Annotated in this window: 11 protein-coding genes; 4 read left to right on the top strand and 7 right to left on the bottom strand. The window is 37.6% G+C overall.

Annotation, left to right across the window (positions count from 1 at the left end):
• Nucleotides 1-31 precede the first annotated feature (31 nt).
• Nucleotides 32-607, top strand: coding sequence for a hypothetical protein (locus tag ACP6PM_RS28030; RefSeq protein ID WP_426590175.1), 576 nt, complete (start codon nucleotides 32-34; stop codon nucleotides 605-607).
• Nucleotides 608-1,153: 546 nt separating this feature from the next.
• Here ACP6PM_RS28030 and ACP6PM_RS28035 read toward each other — a convergent pair.
• The 4 genes from ACP6PM_RS28035 to ACP6PM_RS28050 form a co-directional block, all read right to left on the bottom strand.
• Nucleotides 1,154-2,773, bottom strand: coding sequence for a helicase C-terminal domain-containing protein (locus ACP6PM_RS28035; RefSeq protein ID WP_426590176.1), 1,620 nt, complete (start codon nucleotides 2,771-2,773; stop codon nucleotides 1,154-1,156).
• 8 nt (nucleotides 2,774-2,781) lie between these two features.
• Complete coding sequence (locus ACP6PM_RS28040; RefSeq protein WP_426590177.1) at nucleotides 2,782-3,807, bottom strand: DEAD/DEAH box helicase; 1,026 nt, start codon at nucleotides 3,805-3,807, stop codon at nucleotides 2,782-2,784.
• Nucleotides 3,808-3,906: 99 nt separating this feature from the next.
• Nucleotides 3,907-6,516 carry a bifunctional aconitate hydratase 2/2-methylisocitrate dehydratase gene (acnB, locus tag ACP6PM_RS28045; protein WP_426590178.1) on the bottom strand — a complete coding sequence of 870 codons (2,610 nt, stop codon included), beginning with the start codon at nucleotides 6,514-6,516 and terminating at the stop codon, nucleotides 3,907-3,909.
• A gap of 373 nt (nucleotides 6,517-6,889) precedes the next feature.
• On the bottom strand, nucleotides 6,890-6,985 hold the full coding sequence (locus tag ACP6PM_RS28050; protein ID WP_426590186.1) for a zinc ribbon domain-containing protein: 96 nt from the start codon (nucleotides 6,983-6,985) through the stop codon (nucleotides 6,890-6,892).
• 681 nt (nucleotides 6,986-7,666) lie between these two features.
• Between ACP6PM_RS28050 and ACP6PM_RS28055 the strand changes: the two genes are divergently transcribed.
• Together ACP6PM_RS28055 and ACP6PM_RS28060 are read left to right on the top strand one after the other, a co-directional pair.
• Nucleotides 7,667-11,773 carry a PAS domain S-box protein gene (locus ACP6PM_RS28055; protein WP_426590179.1) on the top strand — a complete coding sequence of 1,369 codons (4,107 nt, stop codon included), beginning with the start codon at nucleotides 7,667-7,669 and terminating at the stop codon, nucleotides 11,771-11,773.
• Nucleotides 11,774-11,825: 52 nt separating this feature from the next.
• Nucleotides 11,826-12,512 (top strand): diacylglycerol/polyprenol kinase family protein, encoded by a 687-nt coding sequence (locus ACP6PM_RS28060; protein ID WP_426590180.1) that lies wholly within the window; start codon nucleotides 11,826-11,828, stop codon nucleotides 12,510-12,512.
• 344 nt (nucleotides 12,513-12,856) lie between these two features.
• Here the strand turns inward: ACP6PM_RS28060 and ACP6PM_RS28065 are convergent, their stop codons facing one another.
• The 3 genes from ACP6PM_RS28065 to ACP6PM_RS28075 all read right to left on the bottom strand — a co-directional run bounded on the left by ACP6PM_RS28065 (nucleotide 12,857) and on the right by ACP6PM_RS28075 (nucleotide 17,090).
• Entirely contained in the window at nucleotides 12,857-13,015 is a 159-nt protein-coding gene (locus ACP6PM_RS28065; RefSeq protein ID WP_426590181.1) for a hypothetical protein, read from the bottom strand.
• Between the two features lie 492 nt (nucleotides 13,016-13,507).
• Nucleotides 13,508-13,657 (bottom strand): hypothetical protein, encoded by a 150-nt coding sequence (locus ACP6PM_RS28070; protein ID WP_293110322.1) that lies wholly within the window; start codon nucleotides 13,655-13,657, stop codon nucleotides 13,508-13,510.
• A gap of 1,855 nt (nucleotides 13,658-15,512) precedes the next feature.
• Nucleotides 15,513-17,090 (bottom strand): photosystem II high light acclimation radical SAM protein, encoded by a 1,578-nt coding sequence (locus tag ACP6PM_RS28075; protein ID WP_426590182.1) that lies wholly within the window; start codon nucleotides 17,088-17,090, stop codon nucleotides 15,513-15,515.
• Between the two features lie 392 nt (nucleotides 17,091-17,482).
• Between ACP6PM_RS28075 and ACP6PM_RS28080 the strand changes: the two genes are divergently transcribed.
• The gene (locus tag ACP6PM_RS28080) at nucleotides 17,483-17,851 is read left to right on the top strand and encodes a DUF1830 domain-containing protein (protein ID WP_426590183.1); all 369 of its coding nucleotides are present in this window, start codon (nucleotides 17,483-17,485) and stop codon (nucleotides 17,849-17,851) included.
• Nucleotides 17,852-18,519: the final 668 nt, after the last annotated feature.

The following is an 18,519-nucleotide window of genomic DNA, read 5'->3' on the forward strand; positions in this document are numbered from 1 at the left end:
TCTAATATCTAAAAACTCCAACGTTGTACTTATGAGTGAACCTTTAGTTACTACTACTGAACCTTTAGTTACTACCACACAAGCTGCTTTTTTACTCAATCTCTCTACTGGTCGATTGCGGGAGCTACTGAATCAAGGTCGTGTTAGAGATGCTCGTAAAGTCGGAAGACTTTGGATGATTCCCCTTAATTCTAGGGGAATGCCAGAAATTAAACCAGGTCGTCGTGGTCCGGAAGGTACTTGGAACAAGAATCGACGCTCCGGCAATACTTTTGTTCATGTTCTACGAAAGACTATTGACTATAACCGAGACAATGGAACTTCTTATCCAGCAGTTGCGGTGAAAGTGGGAGATAAAAAGGATTATTGCCACGCCCTGAAAATTGACGGACCTTGCCAAATCGTTTATCAACCCCATCAACCCAATAAAAGTCAAGCCGGAGGAGCGCGTCTGTGGATTGAAGTAGAACCACAACATATAGTAGAGCGAGTATATTTCAGTGATGGAGATTATGGTCCGCCACCAGAGGTGAGTGAGCAGAGAGCAAAAGTTAAAAATAAAAATTCAAAACAAAAAAATTCAAAAATCAAAGGAAAAAAGAAATAACAGATTTATAGAGCAGCAGTTTAGTTGATAAGCAGTGGATGTCTTCTGTTCTATTTTTTGGTGTGTCTAAACAAATCGAATTATCTTGCGTCACTAATTCTAGGCATATTCAATAATGGAAAGACTCAACGGATTCTCATTAGGATGCGCTTCAAACCATAAAGCTTCACTCACAAAAATCTATTCCTCCATCCCATTCAATATATCTACCATCCTCCCCTAATTTTACTTGTGAAAAAAAATTTGGATCGGATAAAGGGGCAAAAACTCCACCTTGGTTAATAATAGGTTGAAAATCTACAATAATCTAACTACCATCAGAATAAATAAAACGCAGTTTGTTTAGATTCAGCAGTTAAGTTGGTAATAATATAAGGCATAATTAACTGCTATTTTAAGAATTAAAAGTATAGTACTATAGCAGTAGAAGTATAGTCATAAACATAAGTCTGAAGTCAGAAGTAATCTCTGATAAATTTCAGCATTTAGGGATTTCCTAATCTTTGCTTCGACTGCTATAAATAGGACAATAAACCTCCTACAATTTTAATCAGAAGTTAAATCGCGCAACTTACTCTGCCGTAATTTGGCTAGTAAAGAGGAAGGGTCAATTCCTGCATCTTGATAAGCCTGAATAGCACGTTTACGCCACTCAAGATTCTCTTCTCCTGGAAAGCTACGCCTTAATTCTCTAACTGTAGATATTGCATTAGTTGCCCACTTCTTGAAGTCTTCTAAATTCCAGTAACATACGTCTTCTGTATAAGGTTTAGCATCAGGTTCTATTTTTGTACAACGTGTAATGAGAACTGGAATAATATCTGCGGATTGAGATAAAGAGGTATCTTTATTTTCTCTAATCCATTTTGGGTGGGATGCTGCCTCTCTAACTTTGACAGACCCAAGGGTAGTTTCTGTATTGCCTTCTGAGTGGTCTTCAAATACTATGCACAAGTCATCTCCAGCAATCCACCAAGGATCTGGAGTACTATGAGTTGTGGAGTTACCTGAGTCATAACCCAATAGTTTTCCTAATCTTTCATGGCCGTCCTCAAATTTTTTACTTAGCTTGTTACGCTCCTCATCTGTCAGATTTTGCCGATCTGTTATTGGTGGATTTAGATTATCAAGAATTGTCTTTAGCTCTTTCTCAAATTTTGTACTATTCCCTATACCTAATTTGATGAGTCGCTGCTCTAAACCTTCTATTATTTTGCTAAGTCTTGTGTCATCTTGAGAGGATACATCATTTTCTAGTAGCTTTTGAGAAAGTCGTGAAAACCATGTAACCTCTGGAGCAACATTAGCAGCACGTTTAAAATAATGTCTTGCCTTACTTTCCATAGAGGTAATACCATCTTTTGCCCCCATCCATGCAGCACTACCTGCAAGATAATACCAAAAAGCTATATAACCTCGAACATCTTTATCATTTGCCTGATTAAGACGACTGAAAACACTTTCACATTTAGCCATAGCTTCTTCAAAGTTACGATACCAAATACAATATTGGTATTTAATCTCATCAGAAACACTTTCTTTCAAGTTTTCCATTGCAGGTAGTTTAGCTTGCTGTAATGACTCTCTATAATAAACTATGTCTTCATCAGCTTCATTCCACTCTTGCCCATGTTCTAAAAAAATCTTCAGCCGATCGAGAAAATCATTTTCTTCAACTCTTTTTGATTGTTCAATTCCAAATTTAATTTCTCCCTGTAATTCAGGATGTAAAAACTGCTGTTTGTCAGAATTCAGCAAAAGATTTTCTAACTCCTCTCCTAATATAACTACTGCTGCATAATCAGTGGCAGACCTTGTACAACGTCCAACTGCTTGAACCATTCTGGTTATAATCCGGTCGTTGAAAATTACACCTGCACCCAAACGAGTAACTAAAAATTTTTCTTGAATATTTGTAGCTCGCTGTAAATCTTTAACTATTAGTAACCGACATTCATTTCCTACTAGATCGATTCCATCATATCGATTTGCTACCACTGCAACTGCTTTATCCTCGGAGATAAAATATTGCTTAGAAGTTTCAATTTGTTGAGTTTCAAATATTTGGTATTCTGTTTGTTCTTTAATCGCTTCTTTTATGTAATTTGCTTGGTTATTATCTGGAACAAGTACAAGAGACCGAGGAGTTTCTCGAATCATTTTCATTACTAAATTTATTGAAGATTTTTCATCAAGTGAATTTCCAGGAAACAAGAACAAGCGACGACCAATACCTGTTTATCCCAACCTTCTGGTACTGGTAAACGAAGAATATTTTCCATACCGAAAAGACGCTCTATTTCTCCTCCTTCTCCTAAAGTTGCAGACATATATAAACGTTGTTTTGCTTGTGAGAATGGTTTATGAGTTTGAGTAGGTGGTATTACAGGTCTAATTAATATAGTGTTAAAACTCAAATATATATGACAGGCAAAAAGATGACCTCTTAGTACAGACCAAGGATATTTTATATTAGAATCACAACTCTCATCAGAAGTATATCTATCTATTAGTTCAATTAACTCTAGTATTTTTTCATATAAATATGATGTAGGGATTTTTTCAACCCAGTTTTTATCTGATACATCCGGAGACTCGTTAAAAAATCTTGAATAGTCTGATTCTGAGATAATTGATTTTAAAAATGATATAATATTCTTGAAAAGTGAGTCATGTTTTTGTCGTTCTATTAATACAGACCAATACTTAGCGACGTAGTTTTCGGCAGCATGAGCATCATCAAGTATGATGATATTTACATCCTTAAAGAACGAGTTAGTGTTAAATAGACCACTATATGTAGTAACAGCTAAAGTTTCTCTATCCCGATATTCTGCCTTGATACTAGGCAAATATTCGCTTTGTTTTCCAGTAAAAGCATTAGCATTGATTCCATACTCATTAATAGACTGTTCAACTACTTGGTTAACTAATTGACGAGTAGGGCAAAGATAGACTACTTTTTCCCTAAACTTCCGTCTTCGCCATTCCCCAATTAATAATCCAACTAGAGTTTTACCACTGCCAGTAGGAAGTTGCAAAGCTACATCAGATTTATCCAAAGCAAGCTTTTGATATTCTCGTAATATGTCTGCTTGATGAGAAATAAGACCTTCTTTTTTACGATTTCTCAAGTCGCGAAAAAGTGCTTCAGGAGTTTCAGGTATTATAGTTGAGTGTCGAATTTTTTTGAATCCCATATTTATCTTAATTTGTGAAAATATACTACTTTTATTATACTACTTCAATTTCAAAATAAAGGGCGGGAATTAACCCACCCTAAAATCATCTACCTAGCACTACTTCCCAACACTAACTGGCATCCCCAAAATCTCCTCAATTTTCGGCATCTCTTCCAAAGGAATCACTCGCCCTTCATCCTCAAAACCAGCAATTTGATCGAAATTCAAATACCGATACAAATCAGCGGCAAACGGATCGACCTTCTCTTTCATAATCTCCAAATACTCATCCACACTTGGTATCCGTCCTAACAACGCACATACCGCCGCCAACTCAGCAGAACCCAAATACACACGCGCACCTTTACCCATGCGATTATTAAAATTCCGTGTCGAAGTCGAGAACACAGTCACGCCATCTTCAACCCTTGCCTGATTTCCCATACACAAAGAACATCCAGGCATTTCCGTCCGCGCACCAGCCGCAGCAAAGACGCCATACATTCCTTCCTCGCGCAACTGTTTCTCATCCATGCGAGTTGGCGGACAAATCCACAATACACCTTTGACTCGCCCTGCTCCTTCCAATACTTTGGCAGCAGCGCGATAGTGACCGATATTTGTCATGCAGGAACCGATAAACACTTCATCAATTTTATCCCCTGCACATTCCGACATCAATTTAATATTATCCGGATCGTTGGGTGCCGCCACAATAGGTTCCTTGATTTCGTTCAAATCTACCTCAATAATTTCCGCATACTCCGCATCTGCATCCCCAGACATTAATTCTGGATTTGCCAACCATTGTTCCATCTTGGCAACCCGACGCATAATAGTCCGCGCATCTGGATAACCCCGCGCTACCATATTTTTCAACAACGTAATATTAGAACGCAGATACTCAGAAATTGTCTCCGTACCCAACTTAATTGTGGAACCTGCACAAGAACGTTCCGCCGTCGCATCTGTCAATTCAAATGCCTGCTCTACCTTCAAGTCTGGCAAACCTTCCATTTCCATAATTCGCCCGGAGAACACATTTTTTTTATTCTCCAGCGCTACAGTTAATAACCCTTTTTGAATCGCCACATAGGGAATAGCATTCACAATATCCCGCAATGTTACCCCCGGTTGTAATTTACCCTTAAACCGAACCAAAACAGATTCTGGCATATCCAATGGCATCAACCCCAAAGCTGCTGCAAATGCTACCAAACCAGAACCCGCTGGAAACGAAATTCCCAGAGGAAAACGGGTATGAGAATCACCCCCAGTTCCCACTGTATCAGGTAACAACATCCGGTTTAACCAAGAGTGAATAATTCCATCTCCCGGACGCAACGCCACCCCACCACGAGCAGAAAAGAAATCTGGTAACTGTTTGTGAGTCTTAATATCAACTGGTTTGGGATAAGCAGCAGTATGACAAAAACTCTGCATTACTAAGTCAGCACTAAAACCAAGGCAAGCGAGTTCTTTCATTTCATCCCTGGTCATAGGTCCGGTGGTATCTTGAGAACCTACCGTTGTCATCAATGGTTCGCAAGCTGTTCCCGGACGAACCCCTGCTAAACCGCAAGCTTTACCGACCATTTTCTGTGCCAATGTGAAACCTTTACCAGTGTCTGCTGGTACTTGGGGACGGGTAAATACAGTGCTGGTTTCTAATCCTAGAGCATTACGGGTTTTGTCGGTGAGGGTACGCCCAATTAATAGAGGAATGCGCCCCCCTGCTCGTACCTCATCAAGCATAGTTTCTGGTTTCAGGGTAAAGGTAGAAATTATTTCTCCTGCTTCGTTGGTAATTTCTCCTTTGTAGGGATGAATAGTTATTACCATTCCTGTTTCCATTTTTGTGACATCACATTCGATAGGTAATGCGCCAGAGTCTTCCGCAGTGTTGAAGAAAATCGGAGCAATTTTACCACCCAAAATATAACCACCAGAACGTTTATTCGGAATGAAAGGAATATCTTCCCCAATGTGCCACAACATCGAGTTACAGGCAGACTTCCGGGATGAACCTGTCCCAACAACATCGCCAACATAAGTGACTGGATGACCTTTTTGTTTTAATTCGGCAATAGTTTTCAACCCTTCTGGCATTTTCGACTCCAGCATGGCTAATGCGTGAAGTGGAATGTCGGGGCGAGTAGTGGCGTGGGGAGCAGGTGAGAGGTCGTCAGTATTGGTTTCCCCAGGAACTTTGAAGACAGTGACTGTTATTGTTTCTGGAAGTTCGGGGCGAGTAGTAAACCATTCTGCTGCTGCCCAAGAATCTACTACTTGTTTGGCGTAGGGGTTAGTTTCTGCCAATTCTATAACGTCGTTAAAAGCGTCATATACTAACAGAATTTTACTTAAAGCTTTAGCTGCTGTATTTGCTAGTTCAGAATTTTCTGATTTGAGCAGCTCTATCAATGATTGAACGTTGTATCCACCAACCATTGTTCCTAACAGTTCCACTGCATAAGTAGGAGAAATTAGGGAACTGGTAATTTCTCCTTTAGCAATACCTGTGAGAAACCCTGCTTTGACATAAGCTGCTTCATCTACTCCTGGTGGTACGCGATCGCGCAATAATCCCATTAACTTTTCTTCTATTCCGTTTGGTGGGTTTTTCAGGAGTTCACATAGTTCAGATGTTTGCCCCGCATCTAGTGGTAGGGCTGGGATACCCAGGGTTGCTCGTTGTTGTACATGATTCTCATAGTTTTCTAACATTGTTCAGGTGTCCTCCAAGTTTATATTACTAATTCTACAGTTTAGCAATTTATGCTTAGGGCATTTTGACGCAATACTCTTACCCATATAGAGAGTTAGATTCACTAAAAAAACAGTGGATTTCAATACTTATAGTTTCTTAAACTTGACATCCTCCCGACGCTGCTATATGCGAGACAGCAAGGGATTCCATTACATCACTGATAGGAGCTTTCTGCTGCCTCTTGCAGAGGAACTGCGCTTTTTCTTTAGGTCATGCTCCGCAAACATGTCGCGCAGCGAAACATAGCACTTGCCTTCCGAGACTTGCTCTCTTTAGGTCTTACAGTTGCTCCACAGTACGTCGCCCTACCGACGGCTCCCCTAGATACTGCTAGCCCATCCGCAAAATATTTATACTTGTGTTGATGTCGCGGTCATGGTGAATGCCACATTCTGGACAATCCCACTCTCTAATACCAAGCGTGATAAGTGTTTGCTACAAATAGCTAGGGTATTTCTTAGGAGGTCGAATAACGACTGTCGATCTGCTAGTGTGCCCTTATCAAACAGGATGGGGTCGCGCAACCCCTTCTTGATTGGCGAAATGTTTTTGCAGGGTTGCTCACCCATCCCCGTTACAAAAACAACTTCCGACTTCTGACTTCTGACTTCGTTATTGTGGCAGACAATAGACGGGAAGTAAATTTTATCTAAACGTTGGTCTTTGACCCGCGCTCTCCCGTAGGGGAGCGTCGTATGGGAAAACCAATCAATAAAAGCGGTTCTTACAATAGTATGCTATCCTAAATAAATTAGGCTGCTGGGCTAGCAGCCTTAATTTTATTTGAAATTACTATAGCACACTATTGAGAAACCCTCCTGCATTTCAAAGGGGGAATTGAGAACACGAGTCTTCAAGCAATGTTAAGATAAAATTTACATTATGCAGAAATACTTTACAATATAATTATGTGACCCAGGTACTAATTTGATGTTAAAAGTTTATAAATTTAACTTTTATGATTAGGGATCGTTGTCTAGAATAAATCATATAAAAAGTTTCCATTCATTAAAATCAATAAAAAAATACAAAAAAAACATCAAACAAAATATCAAATATAACACAGGAACACAAAAAAATATATAGCTTAAATAAGCAATGAAAAAAATGAAACAAGACGCTGAAAAGCTATGGGAAACTATTGCTAAACTAATGCCAGTAGCAATAGTAATTAGCCGTAAAGTTGATGGTGTAATTCTCTTCAGTAACGAATTATTTAGACTTAAATTTGGTATTCCTAACCACAAATCAATCGGTCTTCCAACATCTAATTTTTATTCTAATCCTCAACAATATGAATTATTGCTCGTAAATCTACATCAAGAAGGTCTGGTACGCGGTCGCGCAGCGGAACGGATGTTCTATCGCGAAGTGCTTATGAAAAAAGCAGATGGTGCAGATTTTTGGGCCAATATATCAATGTGTTCTCTACAATTCAATGGGCAAACTGCTATACTCTCAATATTTTCAGATATTTCAGAAGACAAACTTACTCAAAAATCACTGCAAAGACAAGCTTTAACTTTTGAAAATCTCTATGACGGGGTGATTCTGACAGATATAGAAGGTCGCATCATTGACTGGAACCCAGCAGCAACTAGAATGTTTGGATACAGTAAAACTGAGGTATTGGGCAAGACTCCAGCCATTTTACACCAACCAGAAGTATCTTCTACATTAACATCAGAAATAATTGAGGGGATGAAGGCCAATGGTCGGTGGGTAGGACAAATTAACTTTATTCGCAAAGATGCTAGTGAGGGTCTATGTGAAACAACGGTTGTACCGATGTTAGATAAATCTCATCAAATTGTTGGAACTATAGGAGTTAACCGAGATATCACTGAAGAAAAACGAGCGCAAGAGAATGAAAATATACTATTAGAGTCGCTCAAATATCGTGAACGTCTACAAGCAGCAGTCGCAATAATAGGACAAAAGGCACTGCAAACATCAAATATTTATAAACTAATCGATACAGCAGTTGCCATAGTTGCCAAAAATTTAAATGTAGAATTTAGCAAAGTGTTAGAGTTGTTGCCTGGTAATTATGCCTTTCTTCTTTATGCGGCCGTAGGTTGGGAAAAGAATTTAGTAGGTAAAGCTACAGTTAGTGCAGGGGAAAAATCCCAAGCAGGTTACACTTTGTTGGCAAATCAGCCAGTCATTGTCAAAGATTTCCTAGTGGAAACTCGCTTTCCTGGTTCACCCTTGCTACATAACCACCGAATAGTTAGTGGTGCAACTGTAATAATACCTAATTTAGAAATCAAAGAATCTCAAAATAGTAATTCCCATAACTCTCAAAAAGCTTGGGGTGTTTTGGGAGTTCATACTAGAAAGTATCGAGAGTTTACCCAAGATGATATTTATTTTCTCCAAGCGATCGCTAATATTCTAGCCACTGCTATTGAACGTCATGCTAAGGAGAAACGCTTGCAAGTATTGAAGCGGGCTATTGATAGTAGTAATAACGGCATCGTCATTACCGATCCTACTCAGCCAGATAATCCCATGATTTATGTTAATCCTAGTTTCGAGCGCATCACAGGTTATCAGGCTGGGGAGGTGATGGGGAAAAATTGTCGATTTTTACAAGGAAAATACAGAAATCAGCCAGCAATTTCTCAGCTCAAAAAAGCCATTTTACATGGTCAAGAATGTCATGTTATTTTACAAAATGTGCGGAAAGATGGCACAGATTTCTGGAATGAACTATTCATTGCACCAGTTTATAATTCTTATAACCATTTAACAAATTTTATTGGTATTATTACAGATATAACAGAAAGATTCCATTGGGAAGCACAATTATTTATCAAAACTCAAGCCTTAGAAAAATTCAGTTCTAGTTTAAAGGAATTGCATAGAATTGCTACCTGTAATCATAATAATATAGAAGAGCTTTTTGCTGATTATCTCCAAGCAGGTTGTAAAATTTTTGGTACAGAAACTGGAGTAATTGGAGAAGTAAAAGGAGGATTATTTGCGATCAAATCTGTAGAGTCAAAAATCGATTATTTTACACAAGGCAAAGAATTTAATTTAGGCGATATTTTATGTCAGAAAGTAGTTGCAAAACAAAGAACAATTTTTAGCAATGAATTAGAAGAATCAGAAGCTAAAGGTAGGCCGATAAAATTATATATTGCTACTCCAATATTTGTAAAAAATCAAATTTATGGTACTTTATCCTTCTCATCTCTCCAAGCCAGAAAAAAAGAATTTGAGTTTCACGAACAAGAAATTATTGAATTAATGGCTGAAGTTATAGGGAAATTTATTGCAAGTAATCAAGCTGAGGAAGCACTTAGAGAAAGTGAGGAACGTTACCGTCGTTTGGTAGAAAATTCACCAGAAGCGATCGCCGTAAATTATATGGAAAAGTTTGTCTATATAAATTCTGCTGGAGCTAAATTACTAGGAGCAAATTCCCCAGAGGAAATTATCGGTCAATCTCTCTGGAAATTCATTCCTCCAGACTATATAGAAATAGAAAAACAGCGACTACAACAAGTTCAACAACAAGGAAAACAAACACATTTACAAGAAGAAAAGTTGATTAGATTAGATGGAGAAGTCATAGATGTGGAAATAGTTGGAATACCTTATACTTATGATGGCAAGGCAGCAACCCAGATAATTATTAGAGATATCACCGAACGCAAACAAGCGCAAGAAAAACTGCTCCATGATGCTCTTCACGATGCACTGACAGGTTTACCAAACCGTACCTTGTTTTTTGACAGACTAAGAATAGCATTGCGTCGGTCTAGAGAACACCCAGATTATCAGTTTGCTGTTCTCTTTCTAGATTTAGATCGGTTTAAAGTAATTAATGACAGTTTGGGACATACTATAGGAGATCAACTATTAGTAGCGATCGGCAAGCGACTACAGAAATGTATCAAAGCTTCAGATACTCTGGCGAGATTAGGAGGAGATGAATTCACGATCTTACTAGAGTATCCACCAGATATTAACTATGGGACCAGAGTAGCTGTGAAAATTAATCAAGCACTGGCAAAACCTGTATATATTGAAGGGAATGAAGTCTTTACTACAGCAAGTATTGGCATTGTTGGCAGTCGTGGAAATTTTGCCGATAGTGCCAATGGAAATCAGCTTGATATTTGTCCTATTTACAACAACCCGGAAGACTTACTGCGAGATGCGGACATTGCTATGTATCGGGCTAAAGCTTTGGGTAAAGCAAGGTATGAAGTGTTTAATTTGATAATGCACAGCCAAGCTATATCCTTATTAGACCTGGAAAACGATCTGCGACGGGCCATAGAAATGATTAAACAAAATCCAGCTCATTCTCAATTTCGCTTAAATTACCAATCAATTATCTCTCTATTTACAGGCCAAATTACTGGTTTTGAAGCTTTGGTACGCTGGCATCATCCCACTAAAGGCTTGATTTCTCCAGCTAAGTTTATCCCCATAGCAGAAGAAACAGGTTTAATTATTCCTCTAGGAATGTGGATATTGCGAGCTGCTTGTCATCAATTAACTATTTGGCAGCAAAAATTTAACTGTCAATATACACAGTACAATGGAAAATTGGCAACAAATAAGACTCAAGAAATGTTTCTGCTCTCTGACTATTTACCTCAAAAACAAAATGGCAATGGTAAATGTTCTTCTACTTGCTCTGTATATAATTCTAGCTGTCAATTTCCTACCTCCAATTTGACCATAAGTGTCAATCTTTCTAGTAAGCAGCTTTCACAACCCAATTTAGCAGAAGAAATTGAGGAAATTTTACAACAAACAAATTGTCAGCCTCATTCTTTGAAGCTAGAAATCACTGAAACTGTAATTATGGAAAATGTCAGTTTAGCTACTCAAATGTTGAATAAACTGAAAAATCAAAATATTAAATTATCAATAGATGATTTTGGTACAGGTTATTCATCATTAAGTTATCTACATCAGTTTCCTATTAATACTCTGAAAATTGACCGTTCTTTTGTCAGTAGATTAGACTCGGATACAAGTGGTCAAGGGTTAAAAATTGTCAGTGCAATTATTGCATTAGCTCATAATTTAGGTTTAGAAGTAATTGCTGAAGGAATAGAAAACCAAGATCAAGTACAAAAACTTAAGCAATTTCAGTGTGATAAAGGACAAGGATATTGGTTTTCAAAACCATTAGAAAGTCATGACGCAACTGAGCTACTTAGTAATTTTAAATATCAAGTTTGATAGCTAATTAGCAGTAAGCTAGAAGTTATCACCTTTATTTTTTTCTTTTATAGTGTCTATCATCAGCACATTTCCCAATATTTGGCTCCAAGTTTCCCTAGTCGGAGCATGGTTAGGAATTATTTTAATCCTTGCCGAAGCACTTAACCGTTTTGCCAAAGTAGACCCAGAGATGTCGCGAAAGGTCGTTCATATTGGCACAGGTAATGTAATTCTATTAGCTTGGTGGTTGGAAATTCCAGCCTGGGTAGGTATTACTGCGGGAATTATCTCAGCAGCTATCGCCCTCATTTCCTACCGACTACCTATCCTTCCTAGTGTTAATAGTGTGGGGCGTAAAAGTTTAGGAACATTTTTCTACGCAGTTAGTATTGGTATTCTTATCGGTTGGTTTTGGTCTATCCAACAACCTCAATATGCTGCCCTTGGTATTTTAATTATGGCTTGGGGTGATGGGTTAGCAGCTATTATTGGTCAAAATTTTGGTAAACATCCCTATCAAGTCTGGGGAATGAACAAAAGTTGGGAAGGTTCCCTAGCAATGTGTTTGGTTAGCTATACTATTTGTTGTTTAATTTTATTGGCCGTGCAAGGCAATATTTGGCAAACTTGGGTAGTTGCTATTCCAGTGGCGTTTGCTGCTACTTTATTAGAGACCTTATCAAAAGTTGGTCTGGATAATTTGACTGTACCATTGGGTAGTGCTGCTCTTTGCTTTGTTCTCAATCAATTTTTTTGAGATTATCTTTTCCCTGATAGTTTTAAATCCGGTAGTATCGGTATAAATAAAGTATATTATTCTGGGTTTGTATTAGACCTCTCCAGAAAAGAGGGAGTAGGGAGTAGGGGCGATTCGCGAATCGCCCGTACAGGAGTAGGGGGAAAGAATTAATGATTTATGGACGATAATTGATTTGATTTTTAATTATCACCAGATGTCTATTAGATCCCCTACCATACTGACATTTGTCTCCCATAAACCCGGTTTCTGATAATACTCCAAAGCAAGCGGACATGATATTACCCCATCTTTGCTGAGAGATGGGGTTTTAAACTGTTAACTATTTATTAGTTTTCTTGGTATTAAGCACAAAAACTTAATTGTTCCTCTGAAAGACGTACGTCTGTTCTACTAAACTTACCCAAAACCCAAAACATATTTTGAGCTTTGGAGCTAGCTTCCTGCTTTGCTGACGCAACGCTGCGCGTTTTCCGACGCAACGCTGCGCAAACATCTCCCATAGCGAAACCTGCGAGAATTACTGACCGCACTCTGTAACCTTTTACTTTCCACAAGCTTGAAATAGATCGGCAGGAACTTCATCTACTGATACACATACTTTTTCTTGCTTCATAGCAGCGTTAAAGTCTCTGTCAGCTTCAAATCCTTACTAAGCCAGATAAGTTACCCTGTCGGACTTGTCTGCCTCCTCCGGGGGAGCTGCGCTTTTTATGTCGCGCAGCGAAACAGAAACGGACGTTAAACTTTTATTTCATCCGGCTCCTCTCCTAACTGCTTGAGACTCATTGAGGTCGTCACTGAAAAAGCATAGTGCGCAAGGCAATTAATAGGGCGTTGCATATTTGCGGGATGAATTATAGTTTTATAGGAATAGGAAGTATTAGGAAGTATAAAGATGGGATTTACCTTTTGTGCAAAGATTCATCCCTTGATTCAGCAACGCCGCGTAGTTAAGATTACTCTGAATCTTCCAAATTACTCCGAGCTAACGACTAATCTGCCCAAATAGGTCCTTGATAAGGGTCTCCTTCAAAAGGTTGTACACCAATCACTGGATACATATCATCACTAGGACCAAAAATGCGACGAATAGCTTCTGAGATATAAACAACAGCCTCTTCTATAGATTTGAAAATATTCATAATTCTACCTCTTTATTTGTTGTTCAAACTTTTTTCCTTTTCATTTTTACTCTAGCTTGTTCTTACCTAACTTGACTGTAGTTGTAATATTTGTTTGAAGCTCGTATTATTTCGTAATTATTCTCTAGAGGGATCAAGGTAAAATGTGAATATTTTAGGGTTTATTTTTACAAAAATTTACTTTAAAACTGTATTTTGGCTGAATTTATCTTTCTTTCAACCTAGATTAAAACTCACGAAATTACCCATCTTATCTTTAACTTGTAGTATAGCACATTTACTCAATAAAATCATGTTTGGATAATCAGTTATAAACAAAATATTTTTGTAGAGACTTTCCATGGAATATTCCTACTTTACCGAATAATTAAGGTTTAAAGCCTCTCCTTGAAAGGAGAAATAAGCGCTCGAGGGATGGCGAGGTCTCCGTTCCCTCCGGGACGCTATCCTACGGAATGCTCCGCAAACGCGTTTCATGTCGCGCAGCGAAACGCTAGCCTCCAATCGACCAAGAGAGCGGTCGTTTGCGGAGCATGGAGTAGGATGGGATGGCGAGGTCTCCCGCTCTTTCAGAGCTGCTCGCTGCCTCTTGCTTCCTCCGGAGGAGCTGCGCTAACAGAGGAGCTGCCTCTTGCAGAGGAGCTTTGCTAACGCTAACGCTTTTCATGTCGCGTAGCGAAACGCCATATCCAATCTCCCCTTGATCAGAAAAAATTTTCACGCTCCGCGTCAATCCAATCCGTTTTAGAGAGAGGTAATTATCAATTATTCATTATCAATTATTAATTATTGAACCCTCTGTTCCCTATTACCTATTGCAGCGGTTTTCATATGAATAAACCACAATGAATAGAATCAACCCACGGCATCATCTTGAGTAATTTGAGCGATCGCTCAAATTGCAGTTTTCATGCTTGATAGACCACAGTCTCCTCCAGAAACCCTAAGTATCGTATATTTATTCAGTCATAATTTAAAGAACGAGGGCTTTTATACTGACTCCTAACTCCTGACTCCTAACTCCTGACTCCTAACAATGAGTTTAGTGGTCTACTCAACTGAAAAGGGCTGTATTTGTAACTATTTAACTGAAGGTAAGGATTTAGGTATGAGCGATCGCCTCTAATGATCGCCATTAGTTCTGTCTCTTATTCCAACATCTCATACCTGAATCTTTACAAGTAATTTGATATGAAAAAGCGGCATTGGTGAATCAAGCTATGAAACCTAAATTTTGCTAAATCTAAAATGTTTTTCAGTTAATAGTTAGGCGATCACCATTAAAGTAAAATCATAGCCCAAATCACCAACGCCGAAAAAGCAATTATGAGCTAAGATGCTACCTCAAAGGATGCTATTCTTAAAGACTTATAAATTCAATGGAAAGATCACCACCATATCAGAGATCAAACATGGAAAACTCTAACAAAGAATTTGTTATTATTTCTTGGTGTGGTAGGGCTTGAATTAAAGGGAATTGATAACACAGTAATGATACTAGCTTACATTCTGGTATCAGTAGCTGGATTGTTTAGTTTTTCTGTTTCCTTGCATCATAGATTACAGCAAAAAGAAAAATTTACATAACATACATTAGAAAATATCTTGATATTTTTGGTCTCACACTAAATCAAAAAAACAATACAATATAAACTTAAGCAAACTAAAGTTTATCATAAATTTGTAGGAGCGATAAATACTGGAATCTTTATTGCTATCATACATATAATTATCAATAGAATCCCAATATCTCTGTTTTTATTCCACTTTTTCCGTTAAATTATGTGTTCTTGTTGAGTAAGTAAAAATTACCGATTCATATAAAAGATGCGCTAATAACGCACCTTTTTAATTATTAATTAACTCTTGCTAAATGTTTTTGATTTTTCTCAGATACAATAGGCGCACTTAAAGCTTCATTCAGTTCAGCACAACCTAATTTTTCTTCTAAAATAGCCATAACTTCACGGCCAAAATCATTAGGATTTCTTTGCCAAGCTTCTAGACAAACTTCACCGAAAAACGAACCTAAAGGTTCTGGATTCCATAACAACTTTCTAGCTGTCCAAGGCATTAAACTCATGGGGTCATATCCAGGTTTCAAAATGTCTTTTTCAAAAGCATAATCTTCTAAATGAGTATGAGGTTGTAACCCTATAAAGAAGATAGCAGGTTCTACTTTCTCAGCTCCAAAGATTTTCTCTAGTTCCCGATGATAAGCAATAGTTTGCCGAATCGTTTCATAAGTTTCATCAATTACATTAAAAGAGTAATTAACTGAAACTAAATCATTAAAACCAGCAGCTTTTAAATCTCGACAATTTTCCAATACCACCCGTAAGTTATAACCCATTCGCATTTTTCGGACAAGTTCTTGAGAACCACTGGTAATACCAATCTCAAAATAATTCATCCCAGTTTTTGCCATTAACTCGCACAACTGGGGAGTAAGATTATCAGCGCGAATATATGCTGCCCAGTAAATATCATCCATCCCTGCATCAAGGATTTTTTGTAATAACTCTACAGCATCATCAATATACTTCCGAGCAGGAATAAACTGAGCATCAGTAAACCAGAAATTACGAATACCACGAGCATATAGTTGCTTCATTTCTGCAACTACTTCATCAGCAGGGTTGATGCGGACTTGTTTACCCTCAATAACTGTATAAACGCAGTAACAACAGTTATGGGGGCAACCGCGTTTTGTTTGTACCCCGATGTAGAAGTCTTGGTCTTGGAGGTAATATACAAATTCTGGCCAGATGCTATTGATATAGTCGTAGTCACAGGCAGTTTTCTCAATAGGAGCTGGTTTTTCATGAATCAAGCGATCGCGTGGTGATGTTTCCCCTACCACATAGCATCGTTGATCCCTAAAATCTTCTCCTAGAATTAGTCTTTCTAATAAGACCTCTCCTTCCCCGACAGATACAATAGTACCAGTAGGTAAACTACGACCGAGTTGTTCATAAAAGACACTTACTGCTCCACCACCAATTACTGCACGAGTTTCTGGTCGATAAACTTTGGCCCTTTTTAGACCCTGTTTAATTAGTCCTATGTTACGCCAGAGTTCGGTGTAATAGGAAGCAGCTAACCGCAGGCCTCCCACTGCACCCCTCAGTTTAATCAGAGGGTTTTTCGCGTAGTAAAACTCGAAGGCGTTTTGCAGAGGGTTGCCTCCACGACCTCCGACAGGTGCATATATCTGAATATCTCTCCAGGAGAATACTAATAGGTTTGGTCTGAACTTATCGATACAATTATCTAAGGCTGTTCTATAGTCTAGAGGTGGTACGGCCCCCAGATCGAATATCCTTTGTTCTACTTTTGGGAAGAGTTTGTGGACATGATCTGCTAAATAAACAACTCCGATAGGAAAAATGGGATTACATGGGAGACGAACATAAAGAACTTTGTTTTCCATAGTATCTGTGTAATACAACGTTTTGTAAATCCTTTTTTAAGAAATATGACCAATATGTCGGACTTATTTAATTTTAATCTTGAATTTTATTAAAATTTTTATACGCCATCTTAATAAAAGTAAATTAGCTTGTATTCTTAGCTAAAAGCAGTTTTAATTCAAATTGTCTGTATAATTTGATGCTTTAGCACAAATTCAAGAAAAAGTTAAAAATTTGCGATAATATTAATCATGTCTTAAGAAAGCCTTAAGACCTTGTGAAGATTTATATTGACCATGTGATGAGAAACCTAAAACTCGGTATTCAAGATTACAACTGATAGGGATCAGTTGGTGTTAACTTGTTAATATAACTAAATTTGTATAAAGCAAAAACTTTTCAAAGATTAACTATGGCACAAATTCTTGATCCCTTACCATCTAATAGTTCAAATCAAATTCTCTGTTGCTACGTTAATGCCACAAGTCAAATCCAGATAGCTAAAATTAGCAATGTACCCAATTGGTATTTTGAAAGAGTTGTCTTTCCAGGGCAACGCTTAGTATTTGAAGCAGTTATCGGCGCTTGTATGGAGATTCATACAGGTATGATGGCCAGTTCTATTTTATCAGATACAGTACCTTGCGATCGCCTACAAATAAATGAAGGCCCTTATTCTTCAATTACTAAAACTGAACAGTCTGTAGTAAAATCACTTACTTTACCTCAAAGACGAAAGTCTCCTTCAAAGCCAACAGCAGTTTTGAGCGCAGTAGATTAATTAATTGAGACCCAAGGGAGTAAAATTAAAACTCTGAGGATAAATCAACTTAATTATAATCATCATTTATTTCTTCTATAAGAAAAAAAATTGATGTTCTGAGTAATTAATACTCCCAAAAAATGTAGTCATTTTTGTATTTTGTATTCAAAAGAAAGTTAGAGAGGAAATGAGTGGCGACTCATTTCCTCTGTATTTGCTACAAAATTTTTGGAGACAATATTAAATTCAATTCATCAATTCAGTTTTGACTCGATCTCTAAATTTTTAATTTGTCAAAATATTCCGTTCAAATTCGTTCATACTGATTTTAGACTTGTATTTTCTATGATTTCTAAATCATTAAAAAAATAAGCCATTTCAGTTTTATTTCCTTGTTTATCTCTAGCAGATCATGCTTTTGTCAGAAAGAATGCTGTTGAACCACTTTTCATTCCCAAATGTTCCAACCATTTTTGATTAGCTGGATTATCTAAAATCCATTCCATTACTTTATCTAAATATTTTTTCGTTTCTTTACTAAAGTATGTTCTGGAGTTAATTTTTTTCATAACTTCAATATATTCAAAAGTTGTAGAGTTTGGGAAATTATCTGACCAAATTTTTTGAATGTTCAGAGACTGTTTGTAAAATAAGTATTAAGAGAACATGCGAGTGACTAAAATCTA

It is taken from the genome of Dapis brunnea BLCC-M229, assembly GCF_050015995.1.
Taxonomy (GTDB): Bacteria; Cyanobacteriota; Cyanobacteriia; order Cyanobacteriales; family Microcoleaceae; genus Trichodesmium.

Coding starts and splice junctions, on each gene's coding strand:
- ACP6PM_RS28030 (WP_426590175.1), top strand. CDS start 32: ATGAGTGAACCTTTAGTTACTACTACTGAACCTTTAGTTACTACCACA.
- ACP6PM_RS28035 (WP_426590176.1), bottom strand. CDS start 2,773: ATGAAAATGATTCGAGAAACTCCTCGGTCTCTTGTACTTGTTCCAGAT.
- ACP6PM_RS28040 (WP_426590177.1), bottom strand. CDS start 3,807: ATGGGATTCAAAAAAATTCGACACTCAACTATAATACCTGAAACTCCT.
- acnB (WP_426590178.1), bottom strand. CDS start 6,516: ATGTTAGAAAACTATGAGAATCATGTACAACAACGAGCAACCCTGGGT.
- ACP6PM_RS28055 (WP_426590179.1), top strand. CDS start 7,667: ATGAAACAAGACGCTGAAAAGCTATGGGAAACTATTGCTAAACTAATG.
- ACP6PM_RS28065 (WP_426590181.1), bottom strand. CDS start 13,015: ATGGGAGATGTTTGCGCAGCGTTGCGTCGGAAAACGCGCAGCGTTGCG.
- ACP6PM_RS28070 (WP_293110322.1), bottom strand. CDS start 13,657: ATGAATATTTTCAAATCTATAGAAGAGGCTGTTGTTTATATCTCAGAA.
- ACP6PM_RS28075 (WP_426590182.1), bottom strand. CDS start 17,090: ATGGAAAACAAAGTTCTTTATGTTCGTCTCCCATGTAATCCCATTTTT.
- ACP6PM_RS28080 (WP_426590183.1), top strand. CDS start 17,483: ATGGCACAAATTCTTGATCCCTTACCATCTAATAGTTCAAATCAAATT.